This window comes from Arthrobacter zhaoguopingii (genome assembly GCF_009828595.1).
GTDB lineage: Bacteria > Actinomycetota > Actinomycetes > Actinomycetales > Micrococcaceae > Arthrobacter_D > Arthrobacter_D zhaoguopingii.
This window is the reverse complement of the sequence record NZ_WPNY01000011.1, coordinates 16,461-41,145: the sequence shown is the minus strand read 5'-3', so window position 1 is coordinate 41,145 and position 24,685 is coordinate 16,461. Positions and strand designations below refer to the sequence as shown.

Sequence of the window (24,685 nt, the reverse complement as noted above, 5' to 3'; positions counted from 1 at the left end):
AGCAGAGTAGTTGGAACCCCGATGGCGCGCCCGCGCCGGCTGCCTCGGGAAATGCAGGAGGAAATGATGCTTGATCCACGGACACTGTTCAGCCTCAGTACCACTGTCGACCCCGAGCGGCTGCAGGGCCTGCCCCTGCTGGCGGGCCTGAGCGGCTTCCTCGACGCCGGCCAGGTCATCTCGCAGGTCAGCGAGGAGCTCCTGGAGACCCTCGATTCGGAACTCGTCGCCGTGTTCGACACCGACCAGCTCATCGATTACCGCAGCCGGCGTCCCCGGATCCTCTTCGAGGAGGACCACTTCACCGCCTATCAGGCTCCGCGGCTTGAACTGCACCTTCTTCATGACGGGCTGGGCGAGCCGTTCCTGCTGCTGGCGGGACTCGAGCCGGACCTACAGTGGGAACGCTTCGTCAGCGCCGTGAAGCTCCTGATCGAGGATTTCGACGTCTCGCTCGTCGCCTGGATCCACTCGGCCCCCATGGCGGTGCCCCATACCCGGCCCATCGGCGTGACCGCGCACGGGAACCGCCCCGACCTCACCGCCGGCATGAACGCCTGGCGGCCCACGGTGCAGGTCGACGCCTCGGTGGGCTCCCTGACGGAAATGCGGCTGATGGAGGCCGGCGTCGACGTCGTCGGGCTCGTGGTGCACGTGCCGCACTACCTTGCCGAGGCCGAATACCCGCCCGCTGCCGTCGCCGCACTCGAACACCTGGGCGCTACGGCGGAACTTATGCTCCCCACCGACCGGCTGCGGGAGACCGGCCGGGTCGTCGAACGGCAGATCGCCCGCCAGGTGAGCGGTTCGGCCGAGGTGCAGTCGGTGGTGAGCTCCCTCGAGGAAAACTACGACGAACGCACCGCCAGCGTTGAGCGGCGCTCACTGTTGGTGAAGGAGAACAGCGAGCTGGCAAGCGCCGAGGAGCTCGGCGCCGAGGTCGAGGCCTACCTGGCCAGCCCGCAGGCCGAAGAGGAGTCAAGCCTGCTGCTCGGCGGTGCGCTGGACCGCGACGAGGACCCGGGGGATGCCACCGATCCGTTCGGCCAGCGCTGACCGGCTGAGCAGGCCATTTCGCACCGCGTCAGGGCGCCGGGTCCGGAAGGACCCGGTGCCCTCTGCGTTAACTCTCCGCTGGGGCAACGCTGTGGCCCGGTCCTGTGTTCTGCCCGCACCGGCGTCTAGAGTGGCGTCATCCGGCCGGCAGGGGCCCGGACTTCCAAGCGGCAAGGGGGCGCGGTGCGCAGGGTAGCGGTTGTGGGTGGAACGGGAGCTGTCGGTTCCCTGGTCACGCGGTACCTGCTTCAGGAAGGGCAGGAGGTCGTTGTGCTCTCCCGTTCCGGCAGGCGGCCGGACTCTCCGGAGGGGCCGCAGTACCGCGCTGCCGATGTGTCGACAGGGGAGGGCCTGCAGGAGGCGCTGCGCGGGTGTGAGGCGCTGATCGACGTGACGAATGCAAAGCTCCGCGCCGCCCAGCAGGGAACTTTCGTCGGCGGCGCGGCGAGACTGATGGAGGCCGCCGCCGCCGAAGGGGTGGGCCGGGCGGTCCTGCTCTCGATCGTCGGGATCGACAGGTCCCCGCTGGCCTACTATCAGGCCAAGCTCGCCCAGGAACAGGCCTACCTCGGCGCGGGACCGGACACCTGCATCCTGCGTGCCACCCAGTTCCATACCTTCGTCGAGGCCCTTCACTCCTCCCTGCGGCGGGTGGGGCTCTGTCCATACTTCTCCGGCGCCCGCTTCCAGACCATCGATCCCGACGCCGTCGCCCGCCGGCTCGTCGAACTCGTCCCGGCGGACACGACCGGACACGCGCGTGAGGTGGCAGGCCCCGAGGTCCGCACGGCACGCGAGTACGCCGCCGACTACCTGCGGGTTTCCGGCCGCCGGGGCCTCCGGCTCCCGCTGCCGCTCCCCGGGGCCGCGGGAAAGGCCTTCCGGCAGGGAATCAATATTCCGGCCGAGCCGCTGGTGCTCGGCTCCACCTACGCTTCGTGGACCGCTGGCGCCGGGCGCCCCTGATCCCGGCGGCTCCGCTGTCCCATCGGATACCTCTTCGCATGTCAACGTCCCTTGACAGAGTGCCGTCGGTCAACCTATGTTGACACGATGAGAGTGGAGGACATGATGGACCTTGTGAGGACCGCCGCGGCGGATGACGATCCGAGATCGGGCCTCGCAGCCGCGGCACGGCTTCGGCAGGAACTCGAACGCGTCGAGGCAGTCCAGGTCCGGCGCGCCCGGGCCCGCGGGCTGACCTGGGAACAGATCGCCGGCCCCCTCGGCGTGACCCGGCAGGCCGTGCACCGAAAGTACGGCGGGCGGGGGCTGCTGGGACGCCGGAAGTGAGCACCGAAATCCCGGAGCGGCGGGCCTCCTTCGCCGAGTTCCTGCCCTACCTGCGCGGACACGTGAGCCTGCTCGTGGCCGCCGGAGCGGTTTCGCTGGTCGCCACCGCCCTTGCCCTGCTGCAGCCGCTCATGGTCCAGCAGCTCATCAACGCCGTCGGCGCCGGCACCGACTGGACCACCTTCGTGTGGCTGCTCGTGGCGATCACCCTCGGCCAGGCGGTCTTCAGCGCCGGCCAGTCCTACCTCCTGCAGCGCACCGCCGAATCCGTCGTGCTCGGCGTCCGCCGCTCCCTCGTCGGCCAGCTGCTGCGCCTGTCGGTCCGCGAATTCGACGCACGGCGCGTGGGGGACCTGATGTCCCGGGTCGGATCGGACACAACGCTCCTGCGCAGCGTCATCACCTCGGGCCTCTTCGAGATCGTCTCCTCGGTGCTCATGTTCGCCGCCGCGGTGGTGCTGATGATCCTTCTCGACCCCCTGCTCTTCGGCATCACCGTCACCGCGGTGCTCGGCGGCGCCGCGTGCGTCGTAATGCTGGGATCGCTGATCCGCAGGCGGAGCCGTCAGGTGCAGGAGGCGGTCGGCGCCATGGCGGCCGCCGTGGAGCGCGGCCTCTCCGGCATCCGCACCATCAAGGCCGCGGTGGCCGAGGACCGCGAGGCGGCCCTGATCGACCGGGAGGCGGTAGGCGCCTACCGTGCCGGGGTTGCGGCCGCGAAACTGCAGGCCGTCGTCGAGCCGATCATGTCGATCTGCATCCAGGGCGCGTTCATCGTGGTCCTCACGGTGGGCGGCGTCCGGGTGGCCGACGGGTCTCTGGCGCTTGGCGACCTCCTGGCGTTCATCCTCTACCTGTTCCTCCTGGTGCTGCCGATCGGATCCGCCCTTGGCGCCTTCGTCCAGATCCAGGCGGGCCTGGCGGCCCTCGACCGGATCCAGGAGGTCACCCGGCTGGAGCCCGAAGCCGGCGACGAAGACGGACTCACGCCCGGTCGCACCGCGTCCACGGCGCCGGAGGTCCGGTTCGACTCGGTGTCCTTCGGGTACGACGACGACGGCGGCGAACCTGTCCTCGCGGACCTCAGCTTCTCGGTCCCCGCCGGCAGCCGGACTGCGATCGTCGGACCGTCGGGTGCTGGAAAGTCGACCGTGCTCGGGCTCCTCGAGCGCTTCTACGAGCCCACCGGGGGAACGATCACCTATGACGGTGTGCCCCTGGCGGCCATCCCGCGCAGCGAACTGCGCTCCCGCCTCGGCCTCGTCGAGCAGGAAGCGCCCGTGCTCAGCGGCACGCTCGCCGACAACCTGCGGATCAGCGCCCCCGACGCCACCTCGGCCCGGATGGTCTCGGCGCTGCAGTCGGTGGGACTGGGCGATCTGGTGGAGCGCTCGGAGTCGGGCCTGGGGCTCAACCTGGGAGAGGACGGCGTCCGGCTCTCCGGTGGACAGCGCCAGCGCCTCGCCTGGGCGCGGGTGCTCCTGGCGGACCGGCCGGTCCTGCTGATGGATGAACCCACCTCCGCCGTGGACTCGCGCACGGAACAGCTGCTGCAGCGGACCCTCAGCGAGGCCGCGCGGAGCCGGACCGTCGTCGTCGTCGCCCACCGCCTCTCGACCATCGCCGACTTCGACCGGATCCTTGTGATGGACCGCGGGCGGGTGGTGGCCTCGGGCACCCACGCGACCCTCGTTCAGAGCAGCGCGCTGTACCGGGACATGGCCGTGCGCCAGCGCCTGGTCCAGCACGCCTGACGGGAACCTCCGTGGCGGCCCGAACGCAGGATGATCTCCGGCAGCTCCGGTTGCGCTCGCACCGGCTCGCTGAAAGCCCTTCGCGGGGTCCGGTTGAGACCGTGCGCCGGATGCTCGCCGTCCAGGCACAGAACCTCCCAGGGGCCCGGTGGAGCCTGGGCCTGCGCACCCCGGGCCTCACCGACGCGGCGCTCGCCGACGCACTGCACGGGGGGACGATCGTGCAGACCTGGACGATGCGCGGAACCCTCCACCTCACCGCACCGGCGGACGCGCCGTGGCTGCTGTCCCTGCTCGGTCCGCGCGCCTGGAGCGGCCGGGGGAAGCTCTGGCGGGACGCGGGCCTCACCGGGGCGGTGTTCGCGAAGGCCGCGGACGTGCTCGGTGCCTCACTCGAGGGAGCGGCGCTGCCGCGTACCACTGTCCTGCGCCTGCTCCAGGACGCCGGCATCCCGACGGGCGGCCAGCGCGGTTCACACATCCTGCGCTACCTCGCCGAGACACAGGTGGTCATCATCGGTCCGCCGCAGGGCCGCACCCAGACCTTCGCGTTGTTCCGGGACCGGATCCCGGCGGTGGAGCCGCCCGGGCGGGAGGAGGCGCTGGCCCGGCTGGCGTTCCGCTATATCTCCGGCCACGGGCCCGCCACGGCCCGCGACCTCGCCTGGTGGAGCGGACTGACCCTAACCGACTCCCGGCTCGCCCTCCACCTGGCCGAACCGGACCTGGCGGTCCTGCCGGCCGACGGGGAGCCGTCCTATGTCGACCCCGGGGTCCTCGACGCCCGGTCCGGAGGGCCGGTGCCGGCGCACCTGCTTCCCGGCTTCGATGAATACACCATCGGGTATGCGGACCGGACCCTCGTGCTTGAGGAGCGCCACCGCAGCGCCGTCGGCCCTGCGGTGAACGGGCTGTTCCGCCCGGCCCTGGCGGTTTCGGGCAGGATTCGCGGAACCTGGGAGCAGGAAATCCGCGGCGGCTCCGTCTGCCTCGCAGTTGCGCCGTTCCCCGGGGAGGCCCCCGCCGGCACGGGCGGGGAAGCGGCCCTGCGGGCCGCGGCGGACCGCTACTCGCGGTTCCTCGGGCTGCCCGTGGTACTCGACGGTGCCGACGGGTAACTGCTCGGCGCGGGGTGGCTCCGCCGCGTCAGGACCCGCCGGCCCGGGGCGCGTCGGCCGCTTCGAGGGGGCGTCCCGCCGGCGCCCGCCCAGTGAAGGCCCGGACGGCGGTCCAGACGACCACCACGCCCACCAGCCCGGTCACGGTGAGCCCGAGGCCTGAATAGCCAAGCGCGGTCAGGAGGGGGCCTGCGAGCGCCCCACCCAGCGCTCCGGCAGCATTCATCGAAAGATCCGAGACCCCCTGGACGGCGGCCCGGTCCGGGACGATCACCGACTCGGCGACGAGGGCCGACCCCGAGACCACGGAGGCCGACCAGCCCAGGCCGAGCAGGATGAGGCTGACCGTGACCGCGGCCGCGGATTCAGCGCCGGTCCAGGCGAGGATCAGGGCGCCGAGCAGCAGGGCCTGGCCCACAAGGATTCCGGCGATCCTCCCGGCGCGGTCGGCCAGCCAGCCGAACACGGGGGAGAAGGCGAACATCCCGGCCACATGGAGGCTGATGGTCAGTCCCACAACAGCCAGGCTCGCCCCGTGGTCGCGAAGGTGCACCGGGGTCATTGACATCAGGGCCACCATCGCGGCGTGGCTGCAGGCGATGGCGAGGACGGCGTAGCGGGCCAGGGGGTTGCCGCGGAGAGCGGCAAGGCCACCCCTGCGGCGCTCCGGACCCGGCGCCGTGCCGCGCAGGGTGAGGGCGCGCAGCAGCGGGTCCGGGCGGAGGCAGACCGCATAGACGGCGGCGGCGGCCGCCTGGGCGACCGCGGAGAACACGAAGGCTCCGGAGAGCGGAGGCAGGCCGAGAACGGCGCCGAGCGCTTCGCCGGGTTCGAACAGGTTGGGGCCCAGGACCGCGCCGATGGTGGTGAACCATACGACGAGGGAGAGGTCGCGGCCGCGGGTGGCCTCGGAGGCGAGGTCCGTCGCGGCGAACCGCGCCTGGAGGTTCGTCGCGGAGCCCGCGCCCAGCAGCAGCAGGGCGAGCAAGAGCAGGGGGAACTGGGATACCGCCGCGGCAGTGATGGCCAGCACCGCTCCGGCTCCCGCGATCAGGGCGCCGGTCGAGAGGGAGATCCTGCGGCCGGACCGCTGGGCGAGCCGGGCCAGGGGAACGGCGAGGACCGCCGCGCCGAGGGTGCTCATGGTCGCCGCCATCCCGGACCAGGAGCTTGACCCGGAAAGCTCGGCGGCCAGCAGCGCACCGAGGGACAGCGTGGCACCCATGCCGATGCCGCCGAGAATCTGGGCACCGGCCAGCACCTGCACCACCCGGCGCTGGTCACGGGCATCGGCGCTGCCTGCCGGCTCCGCTGCGGTGCCGCCTGCCTGGTCCGCGGCGGTGCCCGCTGCCGGTTCCGCTGCGGTGCCGCCTGACCCCGGACGCCGTTGTCGCCGGTGGGAGATCTTCCTGTTCACCCACCCAGTAATACCACCGGACCACCCCTTTCCCTCAGGTGAACAGGCCACGGCTTTTTCCTCCGGGAGATGACGGGGCCCGGGCTGCTGGGCAGGGCGGAAACCGCGCCGGTGGTTGTCCACTTAACCGGACCCGCGCGGACGGGCAGCAAGAGGCCGGCGCAGGCTGGCACCATGACCAGCGACCCGGAACGGCTGCACCTCGGCACCGCAGCCGACCTCCTGTCCTACGTCCCGCATGCCATTGGATTCCTTCCCGTCGAGAGCCTTGTGGTGCTGACGCTGTCGGGCGGCCGGGTCGGCGCCACCCTGCGGGTCGACCTGCCGGGCGCCGGCGCCGGGGCAGGCAGTTATGCCGAGGGAGTGGCGGCCATCCTGGCGTCCGACACCGCGGCCGACGGGGCGGTGATGATCCTCTACACGGATGCCCGGTGGTCCGAACCGGAGCGGCCACCCTACGGCCGGATGGTCCGCCAGCTCGAGCGGACGCTGCGGGCGGCGGGAACCCCGCTGCGGGACGGCTGGGTGGTCTCCGGAACGGCCTGGCGCGAATACTTCTGTGCCGACACCCGGTGCTGCCCCTGGCCGGGGCGGCCCCTTGCGGAGATCAGCGACAGCACCGCCAGCGCCGAACTGGTGCTGCGGGGAAGCTCCTTCTCGCCGTCGGTGGAGACGGCCGCGGCGCTGCCGCCGGGGTCGACGGTGGCGGGGGAGCCGTCGGTCGAGGCGCTCACGGCCTCCTACCGCCGCCGGTGCGCCCGCATCTGTACCACCGCCTCCCAGTTCCGGGCCACCCTGCTCGTCTGGGACCAACTGCTCAGCGGCCGACGGCCACCGCTGGGCCGGCAGGAGCACGAGACGGCGGCCTTCCTCCTGGCGGGCCTCTCGTGCAGGGCCATCCGCGATTCAGTGCTGGTGCTCGCTGGGTGTGGCCTGGAGGCAGCCGAACAGGGAGCACGCGCCTGCGGAGTGGTGGGCGGTCCGGGCCATCCAAGGGTGGAGCCGGTGGTGCCCCTTGCCGCCGCCGGACGGTCCCTGGCACTGGAGGCACCGCGGGGAGGTGAAAAGGGTGGCAGCGCGGGCGGCGGTCAGGACGGCGGCGCGTACGGCGGCGCGCACGGTGGTCCCGACGGCGGTCAGGACGGCGGCGCGGACGGCGGCACGTACGGCGGCGCGCACGGTGGTCCCGACGCTCGTCGAGGCTTCAACCCGGCCGGCATCCCGTACCGTGAATCGATCGATGCCCTTGGCGGTGGGCTGCTTCCGGCCGAAGAGCGGGCCGGAGCCTGCCGGCGCTACACCGACTTCCTGGTGGGGCGTTCATCCGAGGCGCCGCGGTGGGACACGCTCGACGCCGCGCACGATCTCCTCCTCCGACTCGCCGCCGTATCCGCGGGCGAATCCCAGGCGGCGGTGCACTCGATGCTTGGGTGGATCGAGTTCGCCCGCGGCCGTGGATCCCTCGCCTGTGTGTATCTCGAGCGCGCCGAACGCGCCTGCCCCGGCTACCGGCTGGCTGGGCTCCTTAAACAACTCATCCTCCGCGGCGGACTCCCGGATTGGGCGTGCAGCCCGGAGACCGCGTGGAGTGCCCGGCGTGGGCGGCCGGCGTGACCGGACACGGTCCGCAGGGCCCGGAAATTCACGCGAACACCAAAGCGTGAGACAATGAACGACGAGACCCGGTGGGGTCCGCGCATCACATGGAGGCCTGCGAGGCTCCGGTGCCTGCCGAACAGGGCAGGTCCGGAATAGTCCCGCACCCGGAGGAAGTTCCTATTAGGAGCTGATCCTCGGTCTTCGTCTGAACCAAGGCGTGGACTTGACAGGGTCATAGTGGTGTTGTCCCCTTGATGGCACCGCAAACCGCGTATGAAAGGTTCTCTGTGTCGGTTAAGAAGACAGCAGCCCCGGTTTCAGCGGAAGCCGGCACCACCACCACCAAGCGCAGAGCCGCACCCAAAAAGGCTGCCACCAAGGCTGCAGCAGCCAAGACTCCGGCGAAAGCATCAACGGATACCGCAGTGGCCGTCGACCCGATCGATGAGCCCGTGGAGTCAATCGTGGATGCCGCGGTGGAACCGGACGCCGACGAAATCAAGCCCGACCCCGCCGAGGCGGAGGTCGGAACGAGCACCGGTTTCGTCTACTCCGATGCCGACGACGACGACGCCCCCGCCCAGCAGGTGGTGTCCGCCGGCGCGACTGCGGACCCGGTCAAGGACTACCTCAAGCAGATCGGCAAGGTCGCCCTGCTCAACGCCGAGCAGGAAGTCGACCTCGCGCTGCGGATCGAGGCCGGACTGTTCGCCGAGGAGAAGATCGCCGCGGACCCGGACATGGATCCGAAGCTGCGCCGCGAACTCGAATGGGTCATCCACGACGGAAAGCGCGCCAAGAACCACCTGCTCGAGGCCAACCTCCGTCTCGTCGTCTCCCTGGCCAAGCGCTACACGGGCCGCGGAATGCTCTTCCTCGACCTCATCCAGGAAGGGAACCTGGGCCTGATCCGTGCCGTCGAAAAGTTCGACTACACCAAGGGGTTCAAGTTCTCCACCTACGCCACCTGGTGGATCCGCCAGGCGATCACCCGCGCCATGGCCGACCAGGCCCGCACCATCCGCATCCCGGTCCACATGGTCGAGGTCATCAACAAGCTCGCCCGCGTGCAGCGCCAGATGCTCCAGGACCTGGGCCGCGAGCCTACCCCCGAGGAGCTGGCACTCGAGCTCGATATGACCCCTGAGAAGGTCGTCGAGGTCCAGAAGTACGGCCGTGAGCCCATCTCGCTCCACACCCCGCTGGGCGAGGACGGCGACTCGGAGTTCGGCGACCTCATCGAGGACTCCGAGGCCGTGGTTCCCGCCGACGCGGTCAGCTTCACGCTGCTTCAGGAACAGCTGCACTCGGTGCTCGACACGCTCTCCGAGCGCGAGGCCGGCGTCGTCGCCATGCGGTTCGGCCTCACTGACGGGCAGCCGAAGACTTTAGACGAAATCGGCAAGGTCTACGGTGTGACCCGCGAGCGGATCCGCCAGATCGAATCGAAGACGATGTCCAAGCTGCGGCACCCGTCACGCTCACAGGTGCTGCGGGACTACCTCGACTAGCACCCGGGCGGCGGGCCCTCCCCGGCCCGCCGCATGCCAGAGGTAACAGCAGACATAGGAAAGGCCCCCTCCGAAGAGGGGGCCTTTCCTATGTGCTTATCGAGACTGAACTTATAACGACCGGTGACCGGCGTACCGGTTCCACTTCACGCGGCGGACGGGCCGCGAGCACATCAGTCTTCGGAAACGACCGGCTTCTCGCGGAGCCGCTCGGTCTCGTCCTGCCACTCGGAAGTGAGCGGCCGCAGGTTCGCTTCGACGGACCGTGCATGGTGTCCGCAGAAGAGAAGCTCTCCACCGGAGGTTGAAAGGACTGCGCGCACGTAGGCCTGGGCTCCGCAGCGGTCGCAGCGGTGCTGGGCGGTAAGTTCTCGGGTTGCAACTGCAGTACTCATGAATGCCTCCTCATGTGGATCGTGTATTCATATAACCATTATTCGTTGCCGTTTCTTCGCAGGGTGGGTTTTCTTTCGCTCCCGGCGTACGGAGGGCCCGCCTTGACACCGCCGGAGGTGCGCGGGATCACAGCCGGAGCCGCGGATCCGGCCGGGCCTGCACGGCGATGTCGGCGCCGGGTAATAAGCTTGACCCTGGTGTCCAGCGGCCGTTTCCGGGCGTTGGGTCCCTCACTCCAGCCACGCGTCAAGGAGATCACCCCAACGTGACCCCACTCAGTTCCGACTACACCGCACGCCATCTCTCGGTCCTCGAGGGCCTTGAGGCCGTCCGCAAGCGGCCGGGGATGTACATCGGCTCGACGGACTCCCGCGGGCTGATGCACTGCCTGTGGGAGATTATCGACAACTCGGTCGACGAGGCCCTGGCCGGGTTCGGCCAGAGCATCACCGTGATCCTCCACGCCGACGGGTCGGTCGAGATCCACGACGACGGCCGCGGCATCCCGGTGGACGCCGAACCGAAGACCGGGCTCAGCGGCGTCGAGGTGGTCTTCACCAAGCTCCACGCCGGCGGCAAGTTCGGCGGCGGCTCCTACACCGCCTCCGGCGGGCTCCACGGCGTCGGCGCCAGCGTGGTCAACGCCCTCTCGGCCCGGCTCGACGTCTACGTTGACCGCGGAAGCAAGACCTACAAGATGTCCTTCCGCCGCGGCGAGCCCGGCCGCTTCCTGGACGGGAAGACGATCTCGCCCACCGCCGAGTTTGAGCCCTTCCTCGACAGCTCGCGGCTCGACGTCGTCGGCACCACCAAGCGCGGGGTCACCGGCACCCGGATCCGATACTGGGCCGACCGGCAGATCTTCACCCCGGACGCGAAGTTCTCCTACGAGGAGCTTGAGACCCGCGCCCGGCAGACCTCCTTCCTGGTCCCGGGCCTGCGGATCACCCTGCGCGACGAGCGCCGCATCCCCGGCACCCCCGGCGAGGCCGGACCGGTCGAGCAGGTCTTCCAGCACGACGGCGGCATCTCCGAGTTCGCCGAGTTCCTCGCCGTCGACGCCGCCGTGACCGACGTCTGGCGCATCCACGGCTCGGGCCGGTTCAAGGAATCCGTTCCCGTCCTGGACGAGCGCGGCCACAGCCAGATGGCGGAGGTCGAACGGGACTGCGAGGTCGACATCGCGCTGCGTTGGGGCATCGGCTACGAGACCACCATGCGCAGCTACGTCAACATCATCGCCACACCCAAGGGTGGCACGCACCAGAGCGGGTTCGAGCAGGCCCTGCTGAAGACCTTCCGCAAGGTGATTGAGGCCAACGCCCGCAAGCTCAAGGCCGGCAACGACAAGATCGAGAAGGACGACGTGTTCGCCGGCCTCACCGCCGTCCTCACCGTCCGCCTGGCCGAGCCGCAGTTCGAGGGCCAGACCAAGGAGATCCTCGGCACCTCCGCGGTGAAGGCGATCGTGGCGAAGGTCGTGGAGAAGGAGATCACCGCCCGGCTGAACTCCACCGCACGCGCCGACAAGGCGCAGTCCGCGCTGCTGCTGGAGAAGGTCGTCGCGGAGATGAAGTCGCGCATCTCGGCACGCGTGCACAAGGAGACCCAGCGCCGCAAGAACGCCCTGGAGACCTCCTCCATGCCCAGCAAGCTCGCCGACTGCCGCATCGACGACCCCGAGCGGTCCGAACTGTTCATCGTCGAGGGCGACAGCGCCCTCGGCACGGCCAAGCTCGCCCGGTCCTCGGACTACCAGGCCCTGCTGCCCATCCGGGGCAAGATCCTCAACGTGCAAAAGGCCTCGGTGGGCGACATGCTCTCCAATGCCGAATGCGCGGCGCTGATCCAGGTCGTCGGGGCCGGCTCCGGGCGCAGCTTCCAGCTCGATGCGCGGCGCTACGGCAAGATCATCCTGATGACGGATGCCGACGTCGACGGCGCCCACATCCGCACCCTGCTGCTGACCCTGTTCTTCCGCTACATGCGCCCGCTCGTGGAGGCCGGCAGGGTGTACGCCGCGGTACCGCCGCTGCACCGGGTGGAGGTCATCAACCCCGGCTCCAAGCCGAACGAGATGGTGTACACGTACTCGGAGAATGAGCTGCACCGGCTCCTGGCTGCCATGGAGAAGTCCGGCAAGCGCTTCAAGGAGCCGATCCAGCGCTACAAGGGCCTGGGGGAGATGGACGCCGCCCAGCTCGCCGAGACCACGATGGATCCGCGCCACCGGACGCTGCGCCGGGTGCGGATCTCCGAGGCCGAGTCGGCTGAGCGGGTCTTCGACCTTTTGATGGGCAGCGATGTCGCGCCCCGGAAGGACTTCATCGTCGCCGGCGCTGCCACGCTGGACCGGGACCGCATCGACGCGTAGCGCCCGGCCGACGCACCCGAAAGCGACGTCCGCACCGGATTTTTCCGGTGCGGACATCGTTTCTGCGTGCAGACGTCGTAATCGGTGCCATCGGAACGGCCCGCCGGCGCGCACCCGCCACCGGACGGAGCCGGGGACCGGAGGCCGGATTCTGCGCCCCAAATGCGGCGGGCGCGCCAGAAAACGTCCTTCGCGCCGGATATATCCGGTACGCCTGTCGCTTTCGGACGGGTGTGTCGCGAGCCGGCGCAGCCCCGACACCCAGGGCAGCCCCGACGGGCAGCCTTATCCCGGCAGGGCGGGGGCGATCAGCAGCAGGGGAGGGAACACCAGCAGCAGTCCGGCCGAGCCCAGGGCGACGGCGCGCTGAAGGGCGGTCAGGGGCCGCAGGGGGGTCAGCAGCCGGCGCAGGCGCTGGACCGAGGTGCTCCAGTCCTCGGCCATGGTTCCGCGGTCCGGCGCGGGCAGCTCCAGCCGGGTCTCCGCCGACGGGGCGGTGTCCGCCACGGCCGGTGACCCGGCAGCGACGATCGCGATGGCCCGCACAAGGGTGCCTTCGTCGACGTGCTTGAGGGCCTGGTCGTCGGCCAGCATCTCGATCAGCTCCGTCACGGCGACCTGCGCCAGCTGCGAGGTGGGCAGCCAGGGCAGGGCGGAACGCCAGGCGGCGAATGCCCACAGGAGCAGGTGATGGCGCTGCTGGAGGTGGGCGTTCTCATGGGTCAGGACGGCGTTGAGTTCCTCCTGGCTGAGCATCTCGAGGAGTCCATCGGACAGGACGGTCACCGAGCGTGCCCCGCCGGGCAGGCAGTAGGCCACAGGCGTGGGGTGATTGATCACCAGGGTCGCGGGGGAGTCCTTCACCGGCGAGCTGAGCAGCCGCAGCATGCTGCGGTGGCGCCGGCGCTGGCGCTGGATGCGGATGAAGGTCAGCATCAGCGTGAAGACAAGATGGACGCCCAGCAGGCTCGCAGCGCTCAGGGCGAAGACGTGGATGATTCCGAGGGTCTCGGCCGGCTTCTGCTCCATCAGTACGTTCCACAGCCCGATGGAGGCCGTCACGAGGTTATCGCCAAGCGGAGCCAGGCCCCAGACGAGCATGGCCCCGATCATGGAGAGCCCGCCGGCGAGGGCGATCGACTGCCAGAGGACCATGGCCGTGAAGGGGGAGCGCGCCGGCCAGCGGGCGCGGGAGAGCGCGATGGGCGCCGGCCACGCGAGGAACACCGCGAGGGCCGCCAGAAAGTATGACGCCCAGAGCACCGGGGCCTAGGCGCCGAGCAGCCTGCGCAGGGTCTGCGCCTCCGACTCCGAGACGCTGCCGATGAAACGCGCAAGCACCGCCTCCCGGTCGGGCGCCTTGGCGAACACTTCGTGCATCAGCTCGGCGGTGTGGTCGGCGCGGCTGGTGACCGCCTTGTAGCGGTGGGGCCGGCTGTCACGCTCGCGCTGCACCAGGCCCTTCTTCTCCAGTCGGGACAAGACGGTCAGCACAGTGGTCACGGCGAGCTCGCGCCCGGTCTCGGCGCCGGCCGGGACGACGGCGATCGAATCGCGCAGCTCGTTGGCCGTAAGTGCCCCGGGTGTTGACCACAGCAGGTCCATCACTGTGCGTTCGAGGTCTCCGAGGGTTGCCATGATCTTCCTTCTGCGAAATCCGATGGTGCTTTTGGTGCGTACCTGCCAGTGAGGCAGGTACAGGATACAGCTCTACGGATTAAAGGATACCGCTTTTGGCCGCCGGTTTCTACGCCATGTAGAAGCCTGCCGAAATTTGTTCTACGCTATGTAGAAGAACTTTTCTACACGACGTAGAAACACGGCCGCGCAGCCCGCGGTGTACGCGAAAGGGTTTCATGGAAGCCTTGGAAATTGCCCGGTGGCAGTTTGGAATCACCACCGTCTACCACTTCCTGATGGTCCCGCTGACCATCGGCCTCGGTCTGCTGGTCGCAGTGATGCAGACCCTTTGGTACCGCACGGGCGAGGCGGCGTATCTGCGGATGACGCGATTCTGGGGCAAGCTCTTCCTGATCAACTTCATTATGGGCGTGGCCACCGGGCTGGTGCAGGAGTTCCAGTTCGGCCTGGCCTGGAGCGAGTACAGCCGGTTCGTCGGCGACATCTTCGGCGCCCCCCTGGCGCTGGAGGCCCTGCTGGCCTTCTTCGTGGAGTCGACCTTCCTCGGCCTGTGGATCTTCGGGTGGCAGCGCCTGCCCAGGCTGGTCCACCTGCTCTGCCTGTGGGCCGCGGTGCTGGCCTCGGTCCTCTCCGCCTACTTCATCCTCGTGGCCAATTCCTGGATGCAGCACCCGGTCGGGTACGAGGTTGTCGACGGCCGGCCGGTGCTGAACGACATCTGGGCGGTGCTGACCAACAACACCGCGCTGGTGGCCTTCCCCCACACGGTCTTCGGGGCCCTCGCCGTCGCCGGGGCGTTCCTGCTCGGCATCAGCTGGTACCACCTCTGGAAGCGCCGCCGTGACGGGATCGACACCGTCGATGCGTCCGGCCGGGTCGAGGTCGGCACCGCCGCCGCTCCGTCGCGGGACGCCACCGACCACCGGGTCTGGCTGCGCTCCGCCCGGCTCGGCGCCGTCGTCGCCATGATCGCCTTCGCCGGCACCGCCGTCTCCGGCGACCTCCAGGGCAAGCTCATGTTCGAGCAGCAGCCCATCAAGATGGCCGCCGCGGAGGCCGCCTGCCACGACGGCACCGGCTTCTCCGTGCTCTCCGTCGGCAACCTCGGCTCCCAGAGCTGCGACGACATCGTGGCCCTCGTCGAGGTCCCGGGCGTCCTCTCCTTCCTGGCCAACGGCGACTTCACCACCGAGGTCAAGGGTGTGAACACCCTGGTTCCCGAATACCAGGAGAAGTACGGGACGCACCTCCCCGACAACCCCATCTACGGCGACCGCGCCGGTGCCGAGATCGACTACCTGCCCGTCCTCGAGGTCACCTACTGGGGCTTCCGCATCATGATCGGCTTCGGTGCGATCGCCGCCCTCGCCGCCGGCATCGCGTTCTGGGTGCTGCGCAAGGGCACCGTCCCCGAGTCGCGGTGGCTCATGCGCCTTGCGGTCTTCGGCATCCTCGCCCCCTTCGGCGCGAACGCCGCCGGCTGGATCTTCACCGAGATGGGCCGCCAGCCCTTCGTCGTCGCACCGAACCCCGACTTCGCCGGCATCGACAGCGTGTTCATGTTCACCGCCGCCGCCGTCTCGCCGGGGGTCACGGCCGCCGAACTGCTCACCTCCCTGGTTGCCCTCGCCTCGGTGTACGCGGTGCTGCTGGTTATCGAGGTCCGCCTGCTCTTCACCTACGTCCGCGGCGGAGTGGCCTCGGCCATGCCCGAACTCGCTCACACCCCGGCGGACTCCGACGGCGGTTCCGGTCACCGGGCCGACGACGCCGACGTCCTCTCCTTCGCGTATTAAGGGCCGCTCTCCGCGGCCGAGACAGAAAAAGGTACCCCCGCATGTCCGAGGCTCTTCCCACCCTCTGGTTCGTCCTCATCGCCGTCCTCTGGGCCGGCTACCTCTTCCTCGAGGGCTTTGACCTTGGGGTGGGCATGCTGATGAAGCTTGTCTACCGCACCGACTCCCAGCGCCGGGTGCTGCTCAACACCGTGGGGCCGGTCTGGGATGGCAACGAGGTGTGGCTGATCACCGCCATCGGCGCCACCTTCGCCGCGTTCCCCGCGTGGTACGCGTCCCTGCTGTCATCGCTCTACCTGCCCTTCACCGCCGTCCTGCTCGGACTGATCTTCCGGGCCGTGGCCTTCGAGTGGCGTGGCAAGGTCGACAGCCCCGCGTGGCGGAACCGCTGGGACTGGGCCATCGCCCTGGGGTCCCTGACAGCAGCCGCCGGCATCGGCGCGGCGCTGGCCCTGACCACCACCGGCCTGCCGATCAACGCCAACGGCGACCGTGAAGGCGGCCCCTTCGCCTGGTTCAACGGTTACGCGCTGCTCGGCGCCGCGGCCGTGGTGCTCTTCTGCCTGGTCCACGCCGCCGCGTTCCTGGCGCTGAAGACGGAGGGCGGCGTGCGGGGCACGGCGCTGCGGGTGGTGCGGCGGTTCCTGCCCTTCGCGCTGCTGCCGATGCTCGCCTGGGCGCTCACCGTGCAGGTCCGTGGCGGCACGATGCTCACTGCCCTGGCACTGGTCCTTGCCGCCGGCTGTGCCGCCGCGTCCTGGCGCTCTGCGCGCGGGAACCGCGACGGCCGCGCCTTCGCGGCGCTGGGGGCAGCGATGGTGCTGATGGTGGGCGCGATCTTCGCCGCCGCCTTCCCCGTGGTGCTTCCTTCGACCCTGGATCCGCTGTTCGACCTGACCGTGGACAGCGCGTCGTCCTCCCCGTACACGCTGGGTCTGATGAGCATTGTGGCGGCGTTTGGGCTTCCGCTCATCCTGGCCTACCAGGGCTGGACCTACTGGGTGTTCCGGCGCCGGATCTCCGAGCGGAGCATTCCTGCGACCCACGCCGTGACCCCGCTGTGAGTGCCCCCGGAGGGCACGCCACGGATGGACGCCGCCGGAGGGGGTCGGAGTCCCCGGCCGGTCCGGTCGGGTCGACTCCTGCGGTGTACCTGCTCGGGGTCCTGGCGGCGGCGAAGGCCGCCGGCCTGGTGCTGGTGGCCTCGGCCCTCGCCGCGGGGCTCGCCTCCCTCGCTGACGGGGGGCTCGAGTCCGGACCGCTGCTGATCCTGGGTGCCGCCGGCGTCGTGCTGCGCACCCTCGCTGCCTGGGGCCAGGACGTCACGGCCGCGCGGCTTGTCGTGGGGGTGAAGGAACGGGTGCGTCACGCCGCCCTGGAGCGCGTCGTCGGGGACGGCGGCAGCGCCGTCCTGCCGGCTGGCACCGGCGGGGACGCCGGTCCCGGCACCCCGGCGGCCGCCGGGACCGGGGCGCTGAGCGTGCTGCTGACCCGCGGCCTTGACGGGCTCGACAAGTACTACACCCAGTACCTGCCCGCGCTGGTCACCTGCGCCGTTGTCCCACTGCTGGTCGGGGTGAGGATTCTCGCCGCGGACTGGATCAGCGCCGTCGTCATCCTGCTGACCGTCCCGCTGGTGCCGGTCTTCATGATCCTGATCGGGCTCCACACCGAGGAGCGCACCCGGGACGCCGCGGCCGCCCTCGCACGGCTGTCGGACCACCTGGTGGAACTGGCCCGGGGCCTGCCGGTGCTCGTGGGCCTTGGCCGGGCGGCTCAGCAGACCCGGGCCCTGGCAGCCATCGCCGACCGCTCCTCCGCGCGCACCATGGCCACCCTGCGCACCGCGTTCCTGTCCTCCCTGGCCCTCGAACTCATCAGCACCATCTCGGTGGCCGTCGTGGCGGTCTTCGCCGGGGTGCGCCTGATCCACGGTGACCTCGGGCTGGAAACCGCCCTCCTCGCCCTGATGCTGGCCCCCGAGTGCTACACCCCGCTGCGCGAGGTGGGGGCCGCCCACCACGCCAGCGAGGACGGCAGGGAGGCCGGCGGGCGTGTCCGCGCCATCCTCGAGGCTCCACGGCCCCGGCGCCGGGCACGGACGGACCGGGACGGCGTCGCGGTCCACGACCTCACCGCACGCTTCGCGGGAGCCGGTGGCCCGCTGTTCGCCGGGCTCACCTTTCGCCTTGCCGAGGGACGCATCACGGCCCTGACCGGGCCGAGCGGCAGCGGCAAGTCCACCCTGATGGCCCTGCTGGCGGGCATGCCGGCCGTGCCCGGGCTGGAAATCACGGGTACGGTGTCCGGTGCCGTCCCGGGCTCGGTGACCTGGGTGCCCCAGCACCCGGAGTTCCTCTCCGACACGGTCGGCGAGGAACTCGCCCTGTACGCCGGGCTGCCCGCAGGCGACCCGGCGCTCGCCGACGGTCTCGCCGCGGTCGGCGGGAAGGGACTGCTCGGCCGCCGGACCGGCGAGCTGAGCCCCGGTGAGGCACGCCGGGTCGCCGTCGCCCGCGCCCTGCTGCGCGCCCGGCACCAGCCCGGGGTGCGCCTGCTGCTGCTCGATGAACCGACTGCCCACGTCGACGCGGCCTCCACCGAAGCCATCCGCGGCGTCCTGCACCGGCTCCGCGGAAGCCTCACGGTGCTGCTGATCGCCCACGACGAGCACACCGCCGCGCTCGCCGATGCCACCCTCGTCCTCGGCGGACCCGCCGCCGCACCGGACGGCGTCCCCTTCGCTGCCGTGCCCGGCGCGCTGGCCGCTGCCGTGAAACCGGCTGTCTCCGTGCGGCCGGTTGCTTCCGAGCAGCCGGGTGGCACAGGGGCGGGCACAACGGCCGACGACGCCGGGTCCTCCGGTGCCGGTGCCGACCGTCCCGGGCGTCCTGTTTCCGTCCCCGCCGCGGAACCTTCCGCCGACCCGGAGGTCCCCGCCGCGGGTTTGCGGGCGATGCTGGCCCTGGTCCGGCCGTGGGAGCCGCGGTTCCTTGGCGCCGCCGGCCTCGGCCTGGGTTCCTCCCTCTTCGCCGTCGCCCTGACCGCCGTCTCCGGCTGGCTGATTGTGCGGGCGGCCGAGCAGCCGCCCATTCTGTACCTGCTCACGGCCATTGTGGGGGTGAGGTTCTTCGGCATCGGCCGCTCCTTGCTGCGCTACAGCGAACGGCTCGCCCTGCACCGCGCCGTCTTCGCCCGGGCTGACCGGGTGCGCCTGCGCGTGTGGGAGGGCCTGCTGGGGCGGTCCGAATCCTGGCGGACGCTCGCCCGCGGCTCCGGCGGCATCGAAAGCCTGGTGGGAGATGTCGACGAACTGCGCGACCTGACCCCCCGGGCGGTCCTGCCGCCCCTGACGGCGCTCCTGACCGGGGCCGCGGCGATCCTGACGACGGCCTTGCTGCTCCCCGCAGCTCTCGGCTGGCAGCTGGCGGTCACCGCCGCGGCGCTGGTGGCGGCGCCGGCCGCGGCAGTCCTGGCCGACCGGGCCGCCGGTGCCGCCAACGTGGTGCGGCGGGCCGAGTCGCTCGAGCACACGGCGCGCCTGCTGCGCGCGGCCCCGGACCTTGCGGTGAACGACGCCGCCGGCCGGGCGCTGAGCCGCTGGAAGGCGCTGGACCGCAGTGCCGCCCGGGGGCTGCGGCGGGTGGCGTGGGCGGCCGGCACCGGCCAGGGCCTTGTCGTGCTCGCCTGCACCGCCGGTGCGATCGGCGTGCTGACGGTTTCGGCCGGCGTTCCGGCCGAAACCGCGGCTGTCATTGCCCTGATGCAGCTGGCGCTGATCGAGCCCTTCGGGGCCGGCGCCGCCGCCGTGCAGCACTGGGGGCCGCTGCGCGCCGTGGCCGCTCGGCTCCATCCGGTCCTCCCACCGGATCCCGACGGGAAGGACGTCCCCGCGCCCTCCGGAGCCCGGCCGGGGCACGCCGGGAGCAACACTGCCACCCGCGGGCGCCGGCGTTCCTCCGGAGCCCGCCGCGGTGCCGGCACGCTCGACCCAGGGCAGCCTGCCGCCGCCGGACCTGCTTGGCCCGCCGGACCCATCCGGTCCCTGGCCCTGCAGGACGCGGCGGTCGCGTACGGCCCTGGCGAACCGGTGGTCTCCGGCGTCTCACTCACCCTGGAGCCTGGCCGCTGGACGGCACTGACGGGGCCGTCGGGCAGCGGCAAGTCGACCTTGATCGGCGCTCTGCTCGGATTCCTGCCGCTGAGGTCCGGAAGCCTTTTGGTGAACGGCGGGGGAGTGGCCGCGGGGGATTCGGTGCTGCGCAGGATCGCCTGGTGCCCCCAGGAGAGCCACCTGTTCAACTCGACGCTGCGGGCCAACCTGCAGCTCGCCCGCAACGACGGCGCCCCCATCCCCGAGGCGGAGCTCATCCGGGTCCTGCACGCCGTCGGCCTCGGCCCCTTCCTCGACGGGCTCGGGGAGGGGCTCGACGCGCGGGTCGGTGCCGGCGGCACCCGGCTCAGTGGAGGACAGCGGCAGCGGCTCGCCGTCGCGCGGGCCCTGCTGACCGATGCCGATGTCCTGCTGCTCGACGAGCCCACCGCACACCTCGACCCGGCCGGCGCCCGTGACCTCCTGCGCGACCTGCGCCTGGGGTTGACCGACAAGGCCGTGCTGCTCGTGACCCACGACTCCCACGAGGCGGAGCTGTGCGAGGAGGAGGTGCGGATCGGGCGGCACGCCGGCCGGGATGTCCTCCCCGGCGGGGGTGACCTACGCTGGGCCTATGAGCCCGTCTGAGCCTTCCGCCCTGCCCGCTTTCCTCACCTGGCGTCCCATCACCGTGGAGGACGTCGACCAGTGGCACGGGCTGATCCTGCGGATGGCGGCCGAGGACAAGCCCGACTGGATCGAGGACCGCGCCGACCTGGAGCAGGCGCTGGCGTCGTCGAAGAACGACCCGCGCAAAGACACCGTGCTCGGCCTCGACGCCGACGGCACCGCACGCGCCTTCGGCCGGATCATGTTGAACCCTGACTCGGTGACGGCCCACAGCGCCGGCGGCGTCGACCCGGCGTGGCGGCGGCGCGGGATCGGGCGGGCGGTCTTCGCCTGGCAGGAGCGCCGGGCTCGGGAGCGTCTGGCCGGTGCCGGCGTCGGCGGCGGGGTGCTGAGGACGTACGTCGAGGAGCGGAACCACTCCCATGTGGCGCTGCTCGAACTCACCGGGAGCACCGTCGTGCGGTACTTCACCGAGATGACCCGCCCACTCTCGGAGCCGATCCCCGATCTCGCCTTGCCGGCGGAGCTTGACCTCGTGATCTTTCATGAGGCGATTTCCGACGGCGTCCGGCTCGCGCACAACGACGCATTCGCGGACCACTGGGGCAGCGAGCCGCGCGACGAGGAATCCTGGGGCTTCGTCACCGCCCATCCCGAGTTCCGCGCCGACTGGAGCCTGGCCCTCGTGGAGAAGCAGACAGGATCGGTGGCTGCCTACCAGATGGCCAGCTTCGATCCCGACTCCCGGGAACTTCTCGGCCGGGCCGAGGGGTACACGGACCTGCTGGGGGTCCGCCGGGCCTGGCGGGGCCGCGGCCTGGCCCCGGCACTGCTGGCGGAGGCCATGCGGCGCTTCCGTGCGGGCGGAATGGACAGCGCCGGGCTGGGCGTCGATACGGAGAACCCCTCGGGCGCCCTCGGCCTGTATGAGCGGATGGGGTATGTGCCTACGCAGCGCTCACTGGCGTTCGACCTCACCGTGACCTGACCAGCGCCGGCCGGCGTGACCTGACCGGCGTCGCTCACCGTGGCCTGACCGCTGTCGGGCGCAGGGCTCCGGATCGTGCCCTTTGCGGCGGCCGGTGCACCCGGAAACGACAGACGCCCCCGAAAACGACTGGTGCGCCTGATATTTCCGGATCGGTGGTCGCTTTCGGGGGCGCTGGTCGCATTCTGGTTCGCCCGCAGCCGATGAGTGCCGCGTCCATGCCACGGAGGGCTTCGTTAGGGCACCGCACCCAATCACGACAGACGCACCCGGAAACGACAGACGCACCCGGAAACGACTGGTGCGCCTGATATTTCCGGATCGGTGGTCGCTTTCGGGGGCGCTGGTCGCATGCACGGGGGCTCGTCGCTAACGGGTGCGCTGGCCGCTTCGAGAGCAGCCCTGCCGCTGGCCGGCACCCCGGCAGGGCTAAGCCGGAGCGGCCGGCCCGCCGTCCTCCGCCGCCGGCCAGGACAGCGCCGGACCGACGACGTCGATCTGCTGGGTCAGGGCGATCCCCGACCCATCACGCCGGCCGTGCTCGGTCGGCAGGGCCCGGGCCACACCCGTGGAGGACGCAGCCTTCGCCGGTCCGTGCCCGGCCCACGCCAGCGCCAGGCCGTCCTCGCCGCTGAGGAAGCGGTGGGCCCGCACGCCGCCGGTCGACCGGCCCTTCGCGGGGTACTCGGCGAAGTCGGTCACCTTGACCGATCCGGGGGAGGTGCCGGGGAGGGCGCCGCTGGAGATGGCGACGGTGACCACGACGGCAGTCGGGTCGGCCGCAGCGACCACGCTGAAGGACAGCACGGAGTCACCCGCGGCGAGCTTGATGCCGCTCATGCCGCCGGCGGTCCTGCCCTGCGGGCGCACCGCGGAGCCCGCGAAGCGCAGCAGCTGGGCCTGCCGGGTGATGAAGACCAGCTGGTCGTCGTCGCCGGCGGGGGCGATGCCCACCACGGCGTCCTTCGGCTTCAGTGCGATGATCTCCCAGTCGTCCCGGTTCAGCGGGTACTCGGGGGTCACCCGCTTCACCACACCCTGGGCCGTGCCGAGCGCCAGCACGGTGTTCAGCGGCGCCAGGCCGACGAGGGTCTCACCGCGCTCCAGGGTGATGAACTCCTTCGCGGGCACGCCGCCGGCAAGGTTGGGTACCCCGGCGCTGGGCGGCAGGGCCGGCATGTCCATGACCTGCAGCCGGATCATGCGTCCGCTGGAGGTGACCGCGGCGATCTCGGCCCGCGCCGTCGTAGGCACGATGGAGCGGAAGGCGTCGTGCTTGATCCGCTGACCGTCCGCGAGCGGTTCACGGTCGGCGGTCCGGGCGATCTGGCCCGACGCCGAGAGCACCGCCCAGACCGGATCGTCGGAGATCTCCAGCGGCAGCACCGCCTTCGCGCCCTTGCCCGCGGTCTCGGGCAGCGCCGAGCCCTTCAGGGGGGCCGCTGCCTCCGACTCCAGCAGGACGGTGCGCCGCGGGGTGGCGAACTTCTCGGAGATGGTGCCGAGCTCGTCGGAGACGAGGGTGCGCAGGAGCTCCTCGGAGCCAAGGATCCGCTCGAGTTCCTCGATTTCGCGGCGCAGCTGGTCCTGCTCCTTCTCCAGTTCGATGCGCGAGTACTTGGTGAGCTGGCGCAGCCGCAGTTCGAGGATGTGGTTCGCCTGGATCTCGGAGAGGTCGTAGATCGACATCAGTCGCTCGCGCGCGGCGGCGGCCTCGTCGGAGGACCGGATGATCTGGATGACCTCGTCGATGTCGACGATCGCGATCAGCAGGCCCTCGACCAGGTGCAGGCGGTCCTTCTTGCGGCCCAGCCGGTAGGCGGTGCGCCGGCGGACGACGAGGATCCGGTGGTCGACATACACCTGGAGGAGCTCGAGCAGCCCCAGCGTGCGGGGCTGGCCGTCCACCAGGGCCACATTGTTGATCCCGAAGGAATCCTCCATGGGCGTGTGCCGGTAGAGCTGGGCGAGGACGGCGTTGGGGTTGAAGCCGTTCTTCAGTTCAATGACCAGGCGCAGCCCGTGCATCCGGTCGGTCAGGTCGACGATGTCGGAAATGCCCTGGAGCTTCTTGGACGTCACCGCGTCCTTGATCCGCTCGATGACCTTCTCCGGGCCCACGGTGTAGGGCAGTTCGGTGACGACCAGGCCGGTGCGGCGGGCCGAGAGCTGCTCGATCTCCACCTTCGCCCGCGTCTTGAAGGAACCCCGCCCGGTGGCGTACGCGTCGCGGACCCCTGCCAGGCCCACGATCTTTCCGCCGCTGGGCAGGTCGGGCCCGGGGATGAAGCGCATCACGTCGTCGAGCCCGGCGTCGGGGTGGGCGATCAGGTGGCGGGCCGCGGCGATAACCTCGCCGAGGTTGTGCGGGGCCATGTTGGTGGCCATGCCGACGGCGATGCCGCTGGCGCCGTTGACGAGCAGGTTCGGGAACGCCGCCGGCAGGACCTCCGGCTGCATCAGCTGGTTGTCGTAGTTCGGCACGAAGTCGACGACGTCCTCGTCGAGGTGGTCGGTAAGGCTCAGGGCCGGGGCGGCGAGCCGGGCCTCGGTGTACCGGGGGGCTGCGGGGCCGTCGTCGAGGGAGCCGAAGTTGCCGTGGCCGTCGATCAGGGGAAGGCGCAGGGAGAAGTCCTGGGCCATGCGGACCATCGCGTCGTAGATGGCGGCGTCGCCGTGCGGGTGCAGCTTGCCCATGACCTCCCCGACGACGCGGGCGGACTTCACGTGGCCGCGGTCCGGGCGCAGGCCCATGTCGGTCATCATGTACAGGATGCGCCGCTGCACCGGCTTCAGGCCGTCCCGGGCGTCGGGGAGCGCGCGCGAGTAGATCACCGAATAGGCGTACTCGAGGAACGAGTCCTGCATTTCGGACTCGACATCGATGTCGATGATGTTCTCGGTGAAGTCTTCGGGCGGAGCTGTTTTTTGGCGCCTGGCCATAGCGGTGGGGGTTCCTCAACTTGGATCTGCGGGCATTTCGTTGGCGGGCCCGGACGCGCTACAGACGCGCGCCGAC

At 70.7% G+C, this 24,685-nt stretch carries 17 protein-coding genes; 12 read left to right on the top strand and 5 right to left on the bottom strand.

Going from position 1 to position 24,685, the window contains the following annotated elements; all coding sequences use genetic code 11:
* Positions 1 to 66: 66 nt before the first annotated feature.
* The 5 genes from GVV86_RS14070 to GVV86_RS14050 all read left to right on the top strand — a co-directional run bounded on the left by GVV86_RS14070 (position 67) and on the right by GVV86_RS14050 (position 5,221).
* Positions 67 to 1,056 carry a proteasome assembly chaperone family protein gene (locus GVV86_RS14070; RefSeq protein WP_425513935.1) on the top strand — a complete coding sequence of 330 codons (990 nt, stop codon included), beginning with the start codon at positions 67 to 69 and terminating at the stop codon, positions 1,054 to 1,056.
* 201 nt (positions 1,057 to 1,257) lie between these two features.
* Positions 1,258 to 2,022, top strand: coding sequence for an SDR family oxidoreductase (locus tag GVV86_RS14065; protein WP_159618943.1), 765 nt, complete (start codon positions 1,258 to 1,260; stop codon positions 2,020 to 2,022).
* A gap of 87 nt (positions 2,023 to 2,109) precedes the next feature.
* The gene (locus GVV86_RS14060) at positions 2,110 to 2,349 is read left to right on the top strand and encodes a hypothetical protein (RefSeq protein WP_159618942.1); all 240 of its coding nucleotides are present in this window, start codon (positions 2,110 to 2,112) and stop codon (positions 2,347 to 2,349) included.
* Positions 2,346 to 4,103, top strand: a complete 1,758-nt coding sequence (locus GVV86_RS14055; protein WP_159803120.1) for an ABC transporter ATP-binding protein — start codon at positions 2,346 to 2,348, stop codon at positions 4,101 to 4,103. Before GVV86_RS14060 ends, GVV86_RS14055 begins: the two co-directional genes overlap by 4 nt.
* An 11-nt stretch (positions 4,104 to 4,114) precedes the next feature.
* On the top strand, positions 4,115 to 5,221 hold the full coding sequence (locus GVV86_RS14050; RefSeq protein WP_159803119.1) for a winged helix DNA-binding domain-containing protein: 1,107 nt from the start codon (positions 4,115 to 4,117) through the stop codon (positions 5,219 to 5,221).
* Between the two features lie 28 nt (positions 5,222 to 5,249).
* On the opposite strand, the gene GVV86_RS14045 is transcribed toward GVV86_RS14050, so the two are convergent.
* The gene (locus GVV86_RS14045; RefSeq protein WP_246199810.1) at positions 5,250 to 6,491 is read right to left on the bottom strand and encodes an MFS transporter; all 1,242 of its coding nucleotides are present in this window, start codon (positions 6,489 to 6,491) and stop codon (positions 5,250 to 5,252) included.
* 321 nt (positions 6,492 to 6,812) lie between these two features.
* Here GVV86_RS14045 and GVV86_RS14040 point away from each other — a divergent pair, with 321 nt between their 5' ends.
* Together GVV86_RS14040 and GVV86_RS14035 are read left to right on the top strand one after the other, a co-directional pair.
* Positions 6,813 to 8,252 carry a DUF4192 domain-containing protein gene (locus tag GVV86_RS14040; RefSeq protein WP_159803118.1) on the top strand — a complete coding sequence of 480 codons (1,440 nt, stop codon included), beginning with the start codon at positions 6,813 to 6,815 and terminating at the stop codon, positions 8,250 to 8,252.
* Between the two features lie 239 nt (positions 8,253 to 8,491).
* A complete protein-coding gene (locus GVV86_RS14035) occupies positions 8,492 to 9,748 on the top strand; it encodes an RNA polymerase sigma factor (protein ID WP_425513933.1) in 1,257 nt (418 codons plus the stop codon).
* Positions 9,749 to 9,921: 173 nt separating this feature from the next.
* Here the strand turns inward: GVV86_RS14035 and GVV86_RS14030 are convergent, their stop codons facing one another.
* Positions 9,922 to 10,143, bottom strand: coding sequence for a DUF7455 domain-containing protein (locus GVV86_RS14030; protein ID WP_120169620.1), 222 nt, complete (start codon positions 10,141 to 10,143; stop codon positions 9,922 to 9,924).
* 266 nt (positions 10,144 to 10,409) lie between these two features.
* Here GVV86_RS14030 and GVV86_RS14025 point away from each other — a divergent pair, with 266 nt between their 5' ends.
* The gene (locus tag GVV86_RS14025) at positions 10,410 to 12,518 is read left to right on the top strand and encodes a DNA gyrase/topoisomerase IV subunit B (RefSeq protein WP_159618937.1); all 2,109 of its coding nucleotides are present in this window, start codon (positions 10,410 to 10,412) and stop codon (positions 12,516 to 12,518) included.
* Positions 12,519 to 12,803: 285 nt separating this feature from the next.
* Here the strand turns inward: GVV86_RS14025 and GVV86_RS14020 are convergent, their stop codons facing one another.
* Both GVV86_RS14020 and GVV86_RS14015 read right to left on the bottom strand, forming a co-directional pair.
* Positions 12,804 to 13,781, bottom strand: coding sequence for a M56 family metallopeptidase (locus GVV86_RS14020; protein WP_159618936.1), 978 nt, complete (start codon positions 13,779 to 13,781; stop codon positions 12,804 to 12,806).
* A 6-nt stretch (positions 13,782 to 13,787) separates the two neighbouring features.
* Positions 13,788 to 14,156, bottom strand: coding sequence for a BlaI/MecI/CopY family transcriptional regulator (locus GVV86_RS14015; protein ID WP_120169614.1), 369 nt, complete (start codon positions 14,154 to 14,156; stop codon positions 13,788 to 13,790).
* 218 nt (positions 14,157 to 14,374) lie between these two features.
* Between GVV86_RS14015 and GVV86_RS14010 the strand changes: the two genes are divergently transcribed.
* The 4 genes from GVV86_RS14010 (at position 14,375) to GVV86_RS13995 (ending at position 21,666) form a co-directional block, all read left to right on the top strand.
* Positions 14,375 to 15,955 carry a cytochrome ubiquinol oxidase subunit I gene (locus tag GVV86_RS14010; protein WP_159803116.1) on the top strand — a complete coding sequence of 527 codons (1,581 nt, stop codon included), beginning with the start codon at positions 14,375 to 14,377 and terminating at the stop codon, positions 15,953 to 15,955.
* Positions 15,956 to 15,996: 41 nt separating this feature from the next.
* The gene (gene cydB / locus GVV86_RS14005) at positions 15,997 to 17,019 is read left to right on the top strand and encodes a cytochrome d ubiquinol oxidase subunit II (protein ID WP_159803115.1); all 1,023 of its coding nucleotides are present in this window, start codon (positions 15,997 to 15,999) and stop codon (positions 17,017 to 17,019) included.
* An 83-nt stretch (positions 17,020 to 17,102) separates the two neighbouring features.
* The gene (gene cydC / locus GVV86_RS14000; protein WP_159803114.1) at positions 17,103 to 20,696 is read left to right on the top strand and encodes a thiol reductant ABC exporter subunit CydC; all 3,594 of its coding nucleotides are present in this window, start codon (positions 17,103 to 17,105) and stop codon (positions 20,694 to 20,696) included.
* Positions 20,683 to 21,666, top strand: a complete 984-nt coding sequence (locus GVV86_RS13995; RefSeq protein ID WP_246199801.1) for a GNAT family N-acetyltransferase — start codon at positions 20,683 to 20,685, stop codon at positions 21,664 to 21,666. The genes cydC and GVV86_RS13995 overlap by 14 nt, the downstream gene beginning before the upstream one ends.
* 429 nt (positions 21,667 to 22,095) lie before the next feature.
* Here the strand turns inward: GVV86_RS13995 and GVV86_RS13990 are convergent, their stop codons facing one another.
* Positions 22,096 to 24,609 carry a DNA gyrase/topoisomerase IV subunit A gene (locus GVV86_RS13990; RefSeq protein ID WP_159803113.1) on the bottom strand — a complete coding sequence of 838 codons (2,514 nt, stop codon included), beginning with the start codon at positions 24,607 to 24,609 and terminating at the stop codon, positions 22,096 to 22,098.
* Between the last annotated feature and the right edge of the window lie 76 nt (positions 24,610 to 24,685).

Bases quoted from the DNA above. Each gene is read 5' to 3' on its own strand.
- GVV86_RS14070 (WP_425513935.1), top strand. From the start codon at position 67: ATGCTTGATCCACGGACACTGTTCAGCCTCAGTACCACTGTCGACCCC.
- GVV86_RS14060 (WP_159618942.1), top strand. From the start codon at position 2,110: ATGAGAGTGGAGGACATGATGGACCTTGTGAGGACCGCCGCGGCGGAT.
- GVV86_RS14040 (WP_159803118.1), top strand. From the start codon at position 6,813: ATGACCAGCGACCCGGAACGGCTGCACCTCGGCACCGCAGCCGACCTC.
- GVV86_RS14035 (WP_425513933.1), top strand. From the start codon at position 8,492: ATGGCACCGCAAACCGCGTATGAAAGGTTCTCTGTGTCGGTTAAGAAG.
- GVV86_RS14030 (WP_120169620.1), bottom strand. From the start codon at position 10,143: ATGAGTACTGCAGTTGCAACCCGAGAACTTACCGCCCAGCACCGCTGC.
- GVV86_RS14015 (WP_120169614.1), bottom strand. From the start codon at position 14,156: ATGGCAACCCTCGGAGACCTCGAACGCACAGTGATGGACCTGCTGTGG.
- GVV86_RS14010 (WP_159803116.1), top strand. From the start codon at position 14,375: ATGGAAGCCTTGGAAATTGCCCGGTGGCAGTTTGGAATCACCACCGTC.
- cydB (WP_159803115.1), top strand. From the start codon at position 15,997: ATGTCCGAGGCTCTTCCCACCCTCTGGTTCGTCCTCATCGCCGTCCTC.
- GVV86_RS13995 (WP_246199801.1), top strand. From the start codon at position 20,683: ATGAGCCCGTCTGAGCCTTCCGCCCTGCCCGCTTTCCTCACCTGGCGT.
- GVV86_RS13990 (WP_159803113.1), bottom strand. From the start codon at position 24,609: ATGGCCAGGCGCCAAAAAACAGCTCCGCCCGAAGACTTCACCGAGAAC.